The following is a 14,566-nucleotide window of genomic DNA, read 5'->3' as shown; positions in this document are numbered from 1 at the left end:
GGCACTCGGTCGAATCTCCATCGATGCCGGAGGGTTTCGATCCCTGCAGCTGGCTGGAAGCGGAGTGCGGCAACTCATGAGCTCGCGAGGGACTCGCCGATCGCCTGTTGCCGTTGGGAGGACGCCGGAGACGGACGCCCTCCTGTTCGACGCCTATTTGTCGAACAGCTTCTGCAAAGCCGCGCGTTCCTTCGTGGCGGGCAGCGCGATCAGGGCGAGGATCCGCGCCTTGTCCGGCGTGAGATCGCCCGCGAACACAGCTCCAGCTTTGAGCAGCGTGTTGCCTCCACCCTTGAAGCCGTAGACCGGCAGCGCGCGACCGTCATAGACCTTGGTGGCGACGATCACCGGGACGCCCTTGGCGATCACCTCGGCAATGGCGTCGTGCATCTCCGCGTTCATGTTGCCCCAGCCATAGGCCTCGACCACGATGGCCTCGGCGCCGGTCTCGGCCGCGTGACGAACCTGGCTGCCATCCGCCCCGGCATACATCGATACGAGGTCGACCCGCGGCATCCGGTCGGGAAGCGGCAGCGTCTGCCGCCGCAGCGACTTGCGGCTGAAGACGACGCGGTCCTCGTCCACGTAGCCCAGAATGCCCGCCTCACCGGAATTGAAGGTCTCGACATTGCTGGTGTGGGTCTTGCGGACCTCGCGGGCCGCGTTGATGCGGTGGTTGAGGGTCACGGTCACGCCTGCGCCGACCGAGCCGTCGGCCAGGATCTGCCGAGCTGCGTTGAGGAGGTTGCGAGGCCCGTCCGCATCGACGTCGGACGCGTTGCGCTGCGCCCCGATCAGAACAACCGGCTTGTCGCTCTTCAAGGTCAGATCGAGGAAATAGGCGGTCTGGTCGAGCGTGTCGGTGCCGTGCAGGACGATGGCGCCCTGGATCGCCGGGTCGGCCAGGATCTCGTCCACCTTGCGCGACAGGGCCGGCCAACGGTCCGGTCCCATATAGTCGCTGGGCACGTTGCTGAACTCGGTCACCGCAATGGTGGCGATGTCCTTGAGCTTGGGCACCGCGGAAACGAGGTCCTCGCCCGACAAAGCGGGGACCGGCGCATGGGTCGTGGGATCGAGCTTCATCGCGATCGTACCGCCGGTCGCGACCACGGCAATCTTGGGTAATTCGGCTGCCACCACGCTCTGCCCCAACACCATCGGACCCAGGAGTCCGACGAATGCCAGCCTCAGGATTGCTCTAGCCATCATTCACTCTCCTGTCGCGACCCGTTCACGCTTTCAACCGGCGACCATGGCAGCGTCCCGGCGGTTTCCGAGAGCGGTCCGGAGGGCAGCGAGCAGCGCCTGAGCAGGCAAACACCATGGCAAGAGCCCGATCAACCGGCCTGAGCCGGCTCGGCGGGGTCCAGAGAAGCGGGCGGCACCTTGCCAGGGGCCGAACGACCGCACCGGCGCTCTACGTCCAATAGAGCATGCGTGCCGTCGGCAGATGTTTTGACACGAGTTCGGTGAGCGCCGCGCGCATCTCGCGCATTGTGTCGGCCGGGTACACGTATTTCACCGACCCGAATTTTGTGAGTTTGCGCGAGCGCGTCTCCTCGTCGAGATCGAGATCGCTGCCGGGATACCAACCCTGCAGGACGCCCTTTGAACCTGGCGTGAAGCGGTGCGTGATCAGCTCGACGGTGAGGTCGAGCCCCGGCACGTCGTCGAGCAGGCGTGCGGCCTGCTCGAACAGGGTGGCGTAGCCCTCACGCCAGTCCTCGACCGGCTGGATCGGCGCGACGGTCAGCCCGACGCGGTAGCCATCGCGGGCAAGGCGCGCGAGCGCATCGAGCCGCGCCGCGAGCGGGCTGGTGCCACCCTCGTGGCGGATCAGCGAAGGCGCGTTCACCGACATGCGCACCCGGACCCGCCGGCCATGGGGCAGGCCGATCAGCGGCTCGACGCCGGCGAACTTGCTGGTGAAGCGCAACTGCACGGGAGCCTCCCAGCGGCCGAAGAAGCGCACGGCCTCGGCAAGCCCTCCCGTCAGATGCTCGATGCCGAGCGGGTCGGCGTAGCAGGAGGCCTCGAAGGTCGTACCCTCATGCGCCCGTTCCGGGGAGGCCGAGGTCACGGCGCCGTGACCAAGATGCCGGGGCAAGACATCCAGGATCTCGTCGAGATTGGCATAGACCCGCGTGAGGGGCGGCCCAACGAGGGAGCCGGCCAGATAGCAATACTGGCAATGGGCATGGCAGCCTTCGGCAAGGTCGAAGCGCCAATCCGCCGATGGCGGGATCGGCTGCAGCCGTCGCTTGCTCGGGGAGGCGACGACGATCGCAAGGGTGGACTTCGCAAGACGATAGGCCGCGCGCGGGTCGTCGTCCTTCGGCAGGACGATGCGGTCCCCCGGCAGCTCGACGAGTTCCGAACCGAGGGCGGCCGCGCGCTCCGCGATCGCCTGGCCATGCGCGAAGCCGCGGGCACTGCGCGTGATCAATACGCGGCGAGGGCTCCACAGGCGGGCGCCCGGCCTATCGGATCCTGCTGTGCGGGAAGGCGCGACTGACATCACGGCCAAACGCGCCAACCGCCCCGGAGTGAGCAGGGTGCGACATCGCCGTCCCTGCAGCAGGCGGCTAATGCACCGAGATGATTGCGCTCGTGGTCACCGGAGCGTGCCGGGCGCGTTGACTGGCCGGCAACGCGAAGATCGGAGGCACCTGAATGACGAAGCTTTTCATCGCACGCGTGCGCGGCGCGGGAGCCGAACGGCCCCTCGTGACGGTGCGCGCTGCTGCCGAAGGTGAGGCGAGGCTGTTTCTGGAAGCCGCCTACCCCGACGACGAGATCGTCGATGTGACCGAACCCGGCGAGTGGGTCAGCACGTCCGATACAGGCACCAAGGCCGGCGACGTGCGCGAGCATCCCGGTGTGTCATGGCAACCGCCGACGGCCGGCGCGGGATAGCCCCGTGCCGTGCCTGGCCGAGGACGTGCGCGCGCTCGCCCTAATGCTACCGGATACGATGGAAGGCGCCCACCAGGGGCATCCCGATTTTCGGGTCGGTGGCAGGATCTTCGCCACGCTGTGGATCGACGAGGATCGCGTCGTGGTGAGGCTGGCGCCCGAGATGCAGGCCGTCATGGTCGAGGCCGAGCCCGATGCGTTCGCGCCTGTTCCGGGAGCTTGGGGCTCGCGCGGCTGGACGAGCCTCGACCTCGATGCCGCGGAGGAGGAGATCCTGCGCAGCGCCCTCCTCGCGGCCTGGAAGACGACGGCGCCGTCAGGGCTCGTCGCTCACTATGAGGCCTTGATGATCGGGCCCTGACGGTTCGCCGCACCCCGGAGGAGCCGGCTGCAGCCATTCCCGCTGAACGAACCCGTGAAGGCAGGGGTTCTCCCGATCTCGCAAGGCAGCATCAGGCACATCATGGATTCGAGCGATCGCCATCCCCTCTCCCGCAGACAGATCGTCGGCGGTGTCGGAACGGGGATCGTCGCCGCCGCCTCAGGGGGCGCTCAGGCCCAGGAACGGTCGGCGGCAGCCGGCCCGCAGCCGCTGGTCGATCCGATCGGCCAATACCCGAAGCCGCCCTTCGCCCAGCAATCGCAGCCCTGGCCGGGCCTTGCCGGCCGTATGGAGCCGAGGCCGGATCACGGCGAGTCGAGCTATCGCGGGTCGGGGCGGCTTGCCGGGCGCAAGGCCCTGATCACCGGTGGCGATTCTGGCATGGGGCGGGCCGCGGCGATCGCCTTCGCCCGGGAAGGTGCCGACGTCGCCATCAATTACCTCCCCGACGAGGAGCCTGATGCGCGCGAGGTCGTCGCCCTGATCGAGGCCGCCGGCCGAAAGGCCGTGGCCATTCCCGGCGACTTGCGCGACGAGGCCTTCTGCCGCGATCTGGTCGCCCGCGCCGTGGAGGGGCTCGGCGGTCTCGACATCCTGGTGAGCAATGCGGGCCGCCAGCAGGCCCACGCCTCGATCCTCGACATCTCCAGCGAGCAGTTCGACTGGACGATGAAGACGAACATTTACGCGCCGTTCTGGATCATCAAGGCGGCTTTGCCTCACCTGAAGCCAGGTTCCACGATCATCGCGACGACATCGGAACAGGCGACCGACCCGACGCCCGATCTCTACGACTACGCGCAGACCAAGGCGGCGACGACGAACTTCGTGCGCTCGCTCGGCAAGCAGCTCGCCTCCAAGGGGATCCGGGTCAACGGCGTCGCGCCCGGCCCGATCTGGACGCCGCTCCAGGTGTCGGGCGGCGCATCGATGGACAAGCTCGAAAAGTTCGGTGCCCAGACGCCATTCGGCCGCCCCGGCCAGCCGGCGGAGCTCGCCGGCATCTACGTGCTGCTCGCCTCCGCCGAGAACAGCTACGCGACGGGGCAGGTCTATGGCGCAGCCGGCGGCAACGGCCTGCCGTGAAGGCTCACGCGGCGCGGGCTGAGCGCCGGCGCCGAGGCCACCGCTCCGGGGGTCAGGCGCGCTGCTTGAGGAAGTCGAGCACGCCCTGCCGGTGAAGCCGGTCGCCGACGGCGCTGCTGTGGTCGCGGTTCGGCAGTTCGAGTGCCGTCGCGTTCGGCATCAGCGCGGCGAGGCCTGGACCCGATCCGGCGATGGTGTCGAGGGTGCCCACCGTGACGAGCGCCGGCGTCTCGATCAGCGACAGCTCGGCGCGCGACAGGCGTTGGCGCGAGCAGCGGATGCAGGCGGCGAGCGCACGGAGATCGCTCTTGGTCTGCTCGGCGAAGGCCCTGAACGCGGCTGCCGTCGGATTCGGCGCAGGCGTGCCGGGAGGGGACTCCAGCGCCTCGGCGATGCCGTCCGGCAGGCCGCCCTTGCCGTCGACCATGTAGAGGCCGAGGCCGCCCATCAGCAGCGAGCGCACGCGGGTCGGGTGGTCCAGCGCCAGCACGGCGCCGATGCGCGCGCCCATCGAGTAGCCCATCACATCCGCGTGCGGGATGCCGAGATGGTCGAGCAGCCGGAGCGCGTCGCCGGCCATCTCGTCGGTCCGGTAGGCCTCGGGATCGTAGAGCTTCTGGCTCTCGCCATGGCCGCGGTTGTCCAGGGCGATCACCCGGTAGCCCGCCTCGGTCAGGGTGCGGACCCAGAGGGTGTTCACCCAGTTCACCGCATGGGTCGAGGCGAAGCCGTGGATGAGCAGGATGGGATCGCCCGCTCCCGTCTTCGTCGGAACGTCGATATAGGCGATGGTCACGCCGCTGGAATCGAAGGTCTGCACGGGGTCGCGATCCTCGTTTTCAGGTCTCTTGGCGCGGCTTACCGCAAAAAGCAAAGCGCCCGCGGCTGTTTGGCGCCGACTTGCGGCGGACCGATCGGGCTGGCATCAGCAGCCGGCATGAAGGATACGAAGCCTTACGGCACCTACGCTCCCACCGGGCTCGTCGCCCGGATCGCGTCGCACACCCAGACGCTTCCCGAGGGAAGCTGGCGCGGGCGCCGCACGGCGATGCTGCTGCGGCGGATCGCGATCTCGCTGCTGCGCGGCAAGCCGCTCGATGTCGAGCGCTATGGCGCGCGCATGCGGCTGCACCCCTACGGCAACAATTGCGAGAAGAAGGTGCTGTTCACGCCCCAATTCTTCGATCCCGAGGAGCGGGCGATCCTGAAGGCGCGCATGCCGCAGAACGGCACCTTCCTCGATATCGGCGCGAATATCGGCGCCTATTCCCTCTTCGTCGGAGCCTTCGCCGGCCCGAAGGCCAAGATCCTCGCGGTCGAGCCGCAGCCCGACGTGTTCGACAAGCTGATCTACAATATCGGCCAGAACCCCTACGGCACCATCAAGGCAGTGGCCTGCGCTGTCGCCGACAAAGCCGGTGAGCTGACGCTGTTCATCGACCTGCGCAACCAGGGCGAGTCGAGCGTCAAGATCGTGGGCACGAACCAGGGCGCCGAGATCAAGGTGCCGGCCGTAACCCTGCTCGGCCTGTGCTGCTCGGAGGGGATCGAGCGCATCGACGCGATCAAGCTCGATGTGGAAGGCGCCGAGGACCTGATCCTCGAACCGTTCCTGCGCGAGGCGCCCGAGAGCCTGCTGCCGAAGCTGCTCATTGTCGAGAACGGCACCGAGCAATGGCATATCGACCTGCCCGGCCTGCTGGAGACCTACGGTTACCGCCGCCTCGTCAAGACGCGCCTGAATCTGCTGTTCGAGCGGGCCTGATCAGGCGGGCGTCACCACCGGGATCGCGTCGGCGATCGCCACCTCCTCCGGAGTGATCCGGCAGCGATAGGCATGGACCTCGACGCCGGCCGCCCGCGCCGCGCGAAACGCCCGGTCGAAGGCGGGATCGATGTCGCGCGCGATGTCGAACGCGTCCGCCGCCATCTGCACCACGGTGATCAGAATCGCCCGGCCCCCGGATGCAACGACCTCGGCGAGCTCCGCCATGTGACGGGCGCTGCGCGCGGCCTTGCAGTCCGGAAATTCGGCGAGGCCGGGCTGGCGCAACAGGTGGCAGTTCTTCACCTCGACATGGCAGGGCGGCATCCCCTCCCCCGTGGCGAGGAAGTCGACGCGGCTGGCCTTGCCGTAGGCAACCTCCGGCCGGAGCGTCGTGTAGCCTGCGAGCGGTGCCAGCTTTCCGGCGGCGAAGGCCTCCGCCACCAGGGCGTTCGGGCGCATCGTGTTGATGCCGACCCATTGCGGGCCGCCGGGCAACTCGGCCTCGACCAGCTCCCAGGAATGCGGGAGCTTCCGCGTCCTGCTGTCGCAGATCGAGAGCAGCACGCGGCTGCCCGGCGCGTTCAGCCCGAGCATGGCGCCAGGATTGGCACAGTGGGCGGTCACGGCCGTGCCGTCCGCCAGCACCACGTCGGCGAGGAAGCGCTTGTAGCGCTGGACCAGCCGCGCCTCGATCAGGGGTTTTGGGAAACGCATCGCGCCGCGTAGCACCGAGCGCCCGTCGCGCGACAGTGCTGGCGTCTCGGCGCTGGCGCGCTACTTGCCACGCTCTGCACGTCCCCTCCCCCCAGAGCACCCATGACCGAGCCCAGAACCTCCGTCACCGCCGCCGTGCTCGTCATCGGTGACGAGATCCTGTCGGGGCGCACCAAGGACAAGAACATCGGCTCCATCGCCGAGCGGCTGACCGAGATCGGCATCGACCTGCGGGAGGTTCGCGTCGTGCCGGACGAGGCGGAGGAGATCGTGGCGGCGGTGAACGCCCTGCGCGCCCGCTACACCTACCTCTTCACCACTGGCGGCATCGGCCCGACCCACGACGACATCACCGCCGACAGCATCGCGGCGGCTTTCGGGGTCGGCATCGATGTCGATGAGCGTGCCAGGGCCATGTTGCTGGAGCGGCACAAGCCGGAGGATCTCAACGAAGCGCGCTTACGGATGGCGCGCATCCCGCACGGAGCGGAGCTGATTCCCAATCCTGTCTCGAAGGCGCCGGGATTTTCCATCGGCAACGTCTTCGTCATGGCCGGCGTGCCGCAGATCATGAACGCGATGCTCGACGCGATCCTCCCGCAACTCTCGCCGGGCATCCCGGTGATCTCCGAGACGATCGATGCCGGCGGCCTGCCCGAGGGCACCTTCGCGACGGGACTGTCTGCCATCGCCGCACGGCAGGGCGGCGTCTCGATCGGCTCCTACCCATCCATGACGCAGAGCGGCTTTGCGAACCGTATCGTGGTGCGGGGCCGAGATGCAGAGGCAGTTGCGGCGGCTCGAGCGGAGATCGAAGAGATGCTCGCAAAGCTGAGGCCGTGATGAGATCCTCGAAACGGCCAAGTTTACGGGATCATCCGCGATGGTGAGGGCCTTTCGCACCATGAAAAAAACTTTTGCGTTATCTCCGTCACGATGCCAATCAATTGAGACGGTGCATTTTAGTCATCATTAACCGGGCGGAATTCACGAAAGACATGAGGGACGGCCGCGGATTCAGGGGTGTCCCGCATCATTCCGGGCGCCCACCGTGTGTCGTCTTCGCAGACCGCAATGGCACGGCTTTCTCCGCGATCAGCGAGCGGCCACGGCCGTCGAGGTCGCCCTCATCGCGCCCGTCTTCCTGGTCCTGATCTTCGCCTGGATCGAAGTCGGCCTCTGCCTGTTCATGCTGAGCACGCTCGACAATGCGGCGCGCGATGCGAGCCGGCTGATCCGTGTCGGCCCAGCCACCTCCGCTTCCTTCAAGGCGGCGGTCTGCGCCAAGGCCTCTCCGTTCATCCCGTGTGACAGCATCGTGTTCTACGTGCAGTCGGGGACGAGCTTCGGCGGCCTCACGCCGGCAACGGTGTCGAGCACGGGCACGCTCAGCAAGACCGGGTTTACACCGGGAGGCTCGGGCGCCGACGTCCTGCTCCAGCTCGGATACAGCAAGCCGGCCTCGGCTTCGAAGCTGCTGCAGGCGGCGGGCTTCGGAGGCAACATCCTCCTGACGACCACGCTGGCCTTCCAGAGCGAGAGCTACTGATGCGCGGACTCCTCGGACGCTTTCGCCGGGACCGGTCCGGAGTGGGCGCCGTCGAATTCGCGTTGATCCTTCCCTCGATGCTGCTCGCCATTCTCGGCAGCTTCCAGGTTTTCGCCCTGGCGCGGGCCCGCATGCTGACGGTGGCGGCGACGCGCAACCTCGCGGACCTGGTCTCGCAGCAGGACCGTGTCAGCCCAGCGGATATCGCCGACTTCTGCAAGGCAGGAAGGCTCTCGCTCCTGCCGCTGGCCGGCACGACGTTCAAGGCGTCGATCGCGAGTGTGACCTATGCGAATAACGGGCGGAAGATCGACTGGACCGACGTAAGCTGCGGCTCGGTTGCGGGCATCGCGAATGCCGCGAGCACGGCCGCGTCCGTGACGCCGGCGGCCGGCGACAGCGCCATCGTCGTCAACGCGAGCTACGTCTACACCTCGCCCCTCACCTTCCCGCTGACGCTCAACGTCACCTTCGCGAGCACGGCCTTGTCGCGGCCGCGACAGGGCACGCCGGTGACCTATGGAAGCTGAGCCGCACCGCATGCACGGACGTGTCGGCCGTCGTGACGTCCTGCGATCATTCCGCAGCGACCAGAGCGGGGTCTTCGCGGTCTGGTATGCCTTGATGGCCGTTCCGTTGCTGGTTGCTGCCGGCGCCGGCCTCGACATGATGCGGGCCGTTCAGTTGCGCTCGGAGCTGCAATCAGCCGCCGATGCCGCGGCGCTCGCCGGCGCCGCTGTCTATGTCTCGCCCACGGCGAGCGCGGCCGCGCAGGCGACGGCGCAACGCTATATGGCGGATTCCATCCTCCGCCTGCCCTATGCGCCGAGCATCACCTACTCAGCGACACCGAGCCCGGCGAGCGCCACCGCGGGCAGCGTGACCGTGACGGCGCAGGCGAGCGTCCCGAACTCGCTCATGGTGCTCTTCTCCAAGGCCACGGCCGTTGCGGTCACCTCGGAGGCGCGTAGCGCCGGCTACAAGCTGAACTTCTCGCTCTCGAGCTTCGCCAGCAACGCGGCCGACGCGAACAGCATCTACTGGTACGTCGTTCCGAGCGATAACAGCGTCCCGCCCGCCTCGGCGCTGAATCTGCTGTTCTCGAATACCGGTGGCAGCACGCAGAAAGATATCTCGGCCGTCATCGGCACCGGCCAGAAGATCGGCTTCGCCCTCAAGAACGTCACCGGCGGCATCAGCGGCTATGGCAGGAACGGCTACGGCGCTGCGCAGGGCAGCTCGCACTTCTTCTACTCGCACCTGACGCCGCCCTCCTCCTCCGCCTATGCCCTCCAGCTCTTCAACTGCAGCCTGCAGACGACGATCACGGGCAAGTCCAGCTCCATCAACAACGGATCCTGCGCCCTCGCGCTCACGCCGCCGGCGAACGGCACGGTCAATTGCGGCCAGACCCCCGGCAAGACGATCACCTATTATTGGAACGACATGGGCGGCACCTCGGACGACCGCGACTACAACGACGCCGTCTTCAACGTGACCTGCCCTGCGAGCGGCGGCGGCTCCGGCAGCGGGGCGACGAACAGCGTCGTCCTGGTCCGATAAGATCCTCTGCGGCAGGTTTCGGCAGCGTCTCTGCGACGGATCAGGGACTTGGGCGTTGCAAAGGCGCGAACCAAGCCAGAGAGCGCCATGACCGACCAAGACCGGAGCGACGCGGCCGCGAAGCATCGGGACACCGAGGAAGAGGTCCAAGAGGCGCATCGTCCCGACGCGCTGCTTCTGCACGAGATCATCCGCGCCGAGGGCGAGGACGAGTTGCGCCGGACCGCGGTGGCGCTCACGCTCTCCGCCTTCGCGGCGGGGCTGACCATGGGCTTCTCGCTGATCGTACCCGGCGTCCTGAAATCTCATCTTCCCGACGCGCCCTGGGCCGAGCTCGTGACGAGCGTCGGCTACTCGATCGGCTTCCTCATCGTCGTACTCGGACGTCAGCAGCTCTTCACCGAGAACACGGTCACGCCAATCCTGCCGCTGCTGCACCAGAGGACCTGGCTCAATCTCTCGCGCGTGGCGCGGCTCTGGGGGATCGTGCTCGGTGCCAACATCGTGGCAACCTTCGCGATCGCCTACGCGCTGGCCGAGACCGATGCGTTCAAGCCGGAGGTGCGCGCGGCCTTTGCCGAGATCAGCCACCACGCCGTCGAGGGGCCCTTCCTGACCACCCTGATCAAGGCGGTCTTCGCCGGCTGGCTCATCGCGCTGATGGTCTGGATCCTGCCCGCCACCGGATCGGCGGCGCCCTTCATCATCCTCCTGATGACCTCGCTCGTCTCGATGTGCGGGCTCACGCATATCGTCGCCGGCTCGATCAACGCGTTCTACCTCGTCGTCACCGGCGCCATCGGCCCGGCCGAGTATGTCTGGCGCTTCTTCCTGCCGACGCTGATCGGCAACGTGCTCGGCGGCGTCACCCTCGTCTCGGTGCTCAATTACGGACAGGTCGCCCCGGAGGTCGAGGAACGGGGCGCACCGACGCGGTGACGGCGCTCGTCCCGTCGGATGGCCGGGAGCCCTGCCTGAACGTTGGCCGTGCGGCGCTGCACGGCCAACGTTCAGGCAGGGCGCGCGATGATGGTGCTTGAGCCGGCGCCGCGCTCGCGCGTGCCGGTGCCCTTTCAGGACACTCGACCATGCCGCACACTGTCATTCGACGATTGGCCGGTCTCTGCCTCGGCACCCTGGCAGTCGCCACCGCGGTTCCTGCGCTGGCCGCCGACCTCGGCTATCCGCCCTACCCCGGCATCGAGCCGCAGCCGGGCCGGGTCTATCGCGAGGAGCGCGTCGAGGAGGAGGTGCCGCCCCCGCCGCGCCGCCCCGTCCCATACGGACCGCGCTTCGTCGCCGGACCCTATGACGGCCCTCCCCCAGCCGAGGAGTGCAGGACGATCGTGAAACACCGGATCGACGCATATGGCGACGAGGTCGAGCGACGCGTGCGCATCTGCGACGAGCGGCCCGCTCCGCGTTTCCGGCCGAGCTTCTACCGGCCCCATCCGGTCCCGCCGGCCGACATTCCCGATGAGCCTTGGGACGGTCCTCCGCGCTGGTAGCGGCGGCCGCCGAATCGATCGCGGGCGCGCCTGTTCGAAGACGCGCCCGCTTCGCAGTCTCAGACCCGCGCGACCGGCTTCGCCTTCAGCGCGGTGGCCAAGGCCTTGAGCTGACGGTCGAGATCGGCCAGCTCGTTGAGGGCGATGGTCTTATGACCGTCCTTCACCGCGCGGGTGATGTCGCTGACCTGCGCGGAGGCCATGCGCTTGAGCTCGGCGGCGAGTTGCTCCCTGGTCATCAGCGCTCCTTGTCCTCACCGGGGTGGTAGGAGCGTGATACGGGTTCATGCTTAACCGCTGGTTTTTTTGGCCGTGGGACGAGTACCCGTCACCGATGCGCGGATGCGCGCCGCTAATGCGAGACCCGGCTCGGCTCCGGCCGCGGTCCCCGGCGGCAGCCGGAGGCCCCGGTCCGAAGTCCGGGACGTCCTGCTGTCCGTCAGGTCCGCCAGGGGTGCTCGGGCAGCTCGGTGTCGCCGATGGCCTTGGCGCCGGCGAGTGCCACCGCATCGTCGTTCTCCACCGACGAGCCGCTGACGCCGATGGCGCCAGACATCTCGCCGTCGGTGTCGACGATCGGGATGCCGCCGGGGAAGGTGATCAGGCCGTCATTCGAATGCTCGATCCCGTAGAGCGGGCCGCCGGGCTGCGACAGGCTGCCGATGGCACCGGTCTTCATTCCGAAGAACACCGCCGTCTTGGCCTTCTTCTGCGCGATGTCGATGGAGCCGACCCAGGCGCCGTCCATCCGGTAGAACGCCTTGAGGTTGCCGCCGGAATCGACGACGGCGATGCACATCTGCGTGCCGAGCTCGACCGCCTTCTGGCGCGCGGCTTCGATGGCCTTCTCGGCCTGGTCGATGGTGACGTGCATGTCGTTTCCCTCCGGTGGAATGGCTGAGCTTACACAGGGTTAGGTGTGGTCGATCAGCGGTGTGGCAAGGCCTGTGCGCCGGGCCGGCGTAGCAGCCAGGTCACCGACCCATAGGCACCGAGCCACGATCCCGCCGCTGCGAAAAGCACATAGACTGCGTTCTCGGTGTATTTGATCACCGCGAAAGCCGAGAGCAGGTACCAGACCGCGCTCCAATTGGCCGCGCGGATGCGGTGCCGGGCGGCGACCGCCGCATTGAAAAAGACATAGGCGGCGTCGGTCACCCCGGTCGCGAGCAGGACGCCGAGCGCGATCAGCGGGTCGATGGCAAGGCTGGTCATGACTTGGCTCCCCGTGGAGCCCCGAGGCCCCGGTCAGGCGAGCTTACACCTGCGGCCACGCGCGCGAGTGCGGGTGATCCCGCCCCGGGACTGCGGGACCGCTCGCGACAACACGCGGAACATGTTCGGCGTGAGCGTCAGGCCAGCCCGAGGGAACGGGCAGAGCGGCGATTAAATCAGGGAATTTGGGCTCGGCCGTTCACGGCGGATGGCGCCGTTCGAAGCGGTTGGAGCCGATATGAAAATGACCGCCCCGGTGCTCCGGAGCGGCCCGTTGGTCTGGCAGAATGTCTGCGATTACTTCGCCGACATCGCATCGGCCTTCTGGATCAGCGCCTCGGCCATCTTGATCGAGGCGATGTCGATCAGGCGGCCATCGAGGGCCACGGCGCCGCGGCCGGCCTTGGCAGCCTCTTCCATAGCGACGAGGATGCGGCGGGCCTTCTCGACCTCCTTCTCGGAGGGGGTGAACACCTCGTTGGCAAGGTCGATCTGCGAGGGATGGATCGCCCACTTGCCCTCGTAGCCGGCGGACGCGCAGCGCCGGGCGGCGGAGACGTAGCCGTCCTGGTCCGAGAAGTCGCCGAAGGGGCCGTCGATCGGGCGCAGTCCATAGGCACGGCAGGCGACGAGCATGCGCTGCTGGGCGAACAGCCACGGATCCTGCCAATGGATCTCGCGTTTGCCGGCGTCGTCCTTGTCGGTCAGCACGCTGTAATCGGGGTTCACGCCGCCGATCACGGTGGAGCGGGTGCGGCAGGAGGCAGCGTAGTCGGCCACGCCGAAGGACATCGCCTCCAGGCGTTTCGAGGACTGGGCGATCGCTTCGACATTGGCCATGCCTAGCGCGGTCTCGATCAGCACCTCGAAGCCGAGCTTCTTCTCGCGCTTTTTGGCCTGCTCGATCTGGGTGACCAGCACGTCGATCGCGTAGACGTCAGCCGGCACGCCGACCTTCGGGATAAGGATCATGTCGAGGCGCGGGCAGGCCTCCACGATGTCGACGACGTCCCGGTACATGTAGTGGGTGTCGAGACCGTTGATGCGGATCATCATGGTCTTGTTGCCCCAGTCGATCTCGTTGAGCGCCTGGATGATGTTCTTGCGCGCCTGCTCCTTGTCGTCGGGAGCGACCGCGTCCTCAAGGTCGAGGAAGATCACGTCGGCATTCGAGGTGGCCGACTTCTCCATGAAGGTCGGGTTCGAACCGGGCACGGCCAACTCGGAGCGGTGCAGCCGGGCCTTGGCCTGTGGGATCAGGGTGAAGCTCATGGGTTTCCTCTCTTTTATTAACGGTTTAGCCCGTAGCGCCGAAGCCGACGGCGATGCAGTTGATCGATAGCAGCAGCGCGGATTTCACGGCCTCGCGGCGATCCTCGTCTTCTTCGCTGCGGAAGCGCCGCAGCAGTTCGACCTGTTCGCGGCTGACCTGGTTGATGGTCGGCAGCCGCCCCTTGAGGCGATCACGGAACAGCGGAAAGCGCTCGGCGAGCTCACCGTCGCCGCTGACGCGCAGCACCATCTGCTTGGTCAGCTCGTACTCCGCCTCGATCATCGAGAAGACTTCGGTGCGGATCTTCTCGTCTGCGACGAGCCCGGCATAGTCACGGGCGATGTCGAGGTCGACCATCAGCAGTGTCTTCTCGACCTCGTCGAGGACGAGTCGGAAGACGCGCGATTCCTCGAAGAGCCGCTTGAGCTGACGCTCGCCCCCTTCACCGCGCACCTCGATGAAGCTCTGCAGCCCCGAGCCGACGCCGTACCAACCCGTGATGACGTGCCGGTTCTGCGACCAGGCGAAGACCCAGGGGATCGCGCGAAGATCATCGAGCGACTTCGCGCCGAAGCGGCGGGCCGGGCGC

General features: G+C 67.4%; 19 protein-coding genes. 10 read left to right on the top strand and 9 right to left on the bottom strand.

Annotation, left to right across the window (positions count from 1 at the left end; genetic code table 11):
* Window positions 1–153: 153 nt before the first annotated feature.
* Window positions 154–1,161, bottom strand: a complete 1,008-nt coding sequence (locus MGN01_RS20800) for an asparaginase (RefSeq protein WP_147048751.1) — start codon at window positions 1,159–1,161, stop codon at window positions 154–156.
* 259 nt (window positions 1,162–1,420) lie between these two features.
* Window positions 1,421–2,521, bottom strand: coding sequence for a spore photoproduct lyase family protein (locus MGN01_RS20795; RefSeq protein ID WP_147048750.1), 1,101 nt, complete (start codon window positions 2,519–2,521; stop codon window positions 1,421–1,423).
* A gap of 155 nt (window positions 2,522–2,676) precedes the next feature.
* Between MGN01_RS20795 and MGN01_RS20790 the strand changes: the two genes are divergently transcribed.
* The 3 genes from MGN01_RS20790 to MGN01_RS20780 all read left to right on the top strand — a co-directional run bounded on the left by MGN01_RS20790 (window position 2,677) and on the right by MGN01_RS20780 (window position 4,387).
* Window positions 2,677–2,919, top strand: a complete 243-nt coding sequence (locus tag MGN01_RS20790; RefSeq protein WP_147048749.1) for a hypothetical protein — start codon at window positions 2,677–2,679, stop codon at window positions 2,917–2,919.
* Window positions 2,920–2,923: 4 nt separating this feature from the next.
* Window positions 2,924–3,280, top strand: a complete 357-nt coding sequence (locus MGN01_RS20785; RefSeq protein WP_147048748.1) for an MmcQ/YjbR family DNA-binding protein — start codon at window positions 2,924–2,926, stop codon at window positions 3,278–3,280.
* A 102-nt stretch (window positions 3,281–3,382) separates the two neighbouring features.
* Complete coding sequence (locus tag MGN01_RS20780) at window positions 3,383–4,387, top strand: SDR family oxidoreductase (RefSeq protein WP_147048747.1); 1,005 nt, start codon at window positions 3,383–3,385, stop codon at window positions 4,385–4,387.
* A 52-nt stretch (window positions 4,388–4,439) separates the two neighbouring features.
* Here MGN01_RS20780 and MGN01_RS20775 read toward each other — a convergent pair whose 3' ends face one another.
* Window positions 4,440–5,207 (bottom strand): alpha/beta fold hydrolase, encoded by a 768-nt coding sequence (locus MGN01_RS20775; RefSeq protein ID WP_147048746.1) that lies wholly within the window; start codon window positions 5,205–5,207, stop codon window positions 4,440–4,442.
* 117 nt (window positions 5,208–5,324) lie between these two features.
* On the opposite strand from MGN01_RS20775, the gene MGN01_RS20770 reads away from it, so the two are divergent.
* A complete protein-coding gene (locus MGN01_RS20770; protein ID WP_147048745.1) occupies window positions 5,325–6,152 on the top strand; it encodes an FkbM family methyltransferase in 828 nt (275 codons plus the stop codon).
* Here MGN01_RS20770 and sfsA read toward each other — a convergent pair whose 3' ends face one another.
* Window positions 6,153–6,869 (bottom strand): DNA/RNA nuclease SfsA, encoded by a 717-nt coding sequence (sfsA, locus tag MGN01_RS20765; RefSeq protein WP_147048744.1) that lies wholly within the window; start codon window positions 6,867–6,869, stop codon window positions 6,153–6,155.
* A gap of 102 nt (window positions 6,870–6,971) precedes the next feature.
* On the opposite strand from sfsA, the gene MGN01_RS20760 reads away from it, so the two are divergent.
* The 6 genes from MGN01_RS20760 to MGN01_RS20735 all read left to right on the top strand — a co-directional run bounded on the left by MGN01_RS20760 (window position 6,972) and on the right by MGN01_RS20735 (window position 11,489).
* On the top strand, window positions 6,972–7,712 hold the full coding sequence (locus MGN01_RS20760; RefSeq protein WP_147048743.1) for a competence/damage-inducible protein A: 741 nt from the start codon (window positions 6,972–6,974) through the stop codon (window positions 7,710–7,712).
* 208 nt (window positions 7,713–7,920) lie between these two features.
* Complete coding sequence (locus MGN01_RS20755; RefSeq protein ID WP_170246090.1) at window positions 7,921–8,418, top strand: TadE/TadG family type IV pilus assembly protein; 498 nt, start codon at window positions 7,921–7,923, stop codon at window positions 8,416–8,418.
* Complete coding sequence (locus MGN01_RS20750; protein ID WP_147048741.1) at window positions 8,418–8,948, top strand: TadE/TadG family type IV pilus assembly protein; 531 nt, start codon at window positions 8,418–8,420, stop codon at window positions 8,946–8,948. Before MGN01_RS20755 ends, MGN01_RS20750 begins: the two co-directional genes overlap by 1 nt.
* Window positions 8,949–8,958: 10 nt before the next feature.
* Window positions 8,959–9,981: a pilus assembly protein TadG-related protein gene (locus MGN01_RS20745; RefSeq protein ID WP_170246089.1), complete on the top strand. Its 1,023-nt coding sequence runs from the start codon at window positions 8,959–8,961 to the stop codon at window positions 9,979–9,981.
* Between the two features lie 87 nt (window positions 9,982–10,068).
* The gene (locus MGN01_RS20740; RefSeq protein ID WP_147048739.1) at window positions 10,069–10,920 is read left to right on the top strand and encodes a formate/nitrite transporter family protein; all 852 of its coding nucleotides are present in this window, start codon (window positions 10,069–10,071) and stop codon (window positions 10,918–10,920) included.
* Between the two features lie 149 nt (window positions 10,921–11,069).
* A complete protein-coding gene (locus MGN01_RS20735) occupies window positions 11,070–11,489 on the top strand; it encodes a hypothetical protein (protein WP_147048738.1) in 420 nt (139 codons plus the stop codon).
* 59 nt (window positions 11,490–11,548) lie between these two features.
* Here MGN01_RS20735 and MGN01_RS20730 read toward each other — a convergent pair whose 3' ends face one another.
* From MGN01_RS20730 to MGN01_RS20710, 5 genes are all read right to left on the bottom strand, one after another.
* Complete coding sequence (locus tag MGN01_RS20730) at window positions 11,549–11,728, bottom strand: hypothetical protein (protein ID WP_147048737.1); 180 nt, start codon at window positions 11,726–11,728, stop codon at window positions 11,549–11,551.
* A gap of 200 nt (window positions 11,729–11,928) precedes the next feature.
* Window positions 11,929–12,363 carry a GlcG/HbpS family heme-binding protein gene (locus MGN01_RS20725; protein WP_147048736.1) on the bottom strand — a complete coding sequence of 145 codons (435 nt, stop codon included), beginning with the start codon at window positions 12,361–12,363 and terminating at the stop codon, window positions 11,929–11,931.
* Window positions 12,364–12,416: 53 nt separating this feature from the next.
* Complete coding sequence (locus MGN01_RS20720; RefSeq protein WP_147048735.1) at window positions 12,417–12,704, bottom strand: hypothetical protein; 288 nt, start codon at window positions 12,702–12,704, stop codon at window positions 12,417–12,419.
* A 297-nt stretch (window positions 12,705–13,001) separates the two neighbouring features.
* Window positions 13,002–13,976 (bottom strand): HpcH/HpaI aldolase/citrate lyase family protein, encoded by a 975-nt coding sequence (locus tag MGN01_RS20715; protein ID WP_147048734.1) that lies wholly within the window; start codon window positions 13,974–13,976, stop codon window positions 13,002–13,004.
* Window positions 13,977–14,001: 25 nt separating this feature from the next.
* A partial coding sequence (locus MGN01_RS20710; RefSeq protein ID WP_147048733.1) for a phosphoenolpyruvate carboxylase occupies window positions 14,002–14,566 on the bottom strand: 565 nt, incomplete at its 5' end.

It is taken from the genome of Methylobacterium gnaphalii (genome assembly GCF_007992215.1).
In the GTDB taxonomy this organism is placed as follows: domain Bacteria; phylum Pseudomonadota; class Alphaproteobacteria; order Rhizobiales; family Beijerinckiaceae; genus Methylobacterium; species Methylobacterium gnaphalii.
The sequence above is the reverse complement of the archived record's forward strand: the minus strand, read 5'-3'. Positions and strand labels throughout refer to the sequence as shown.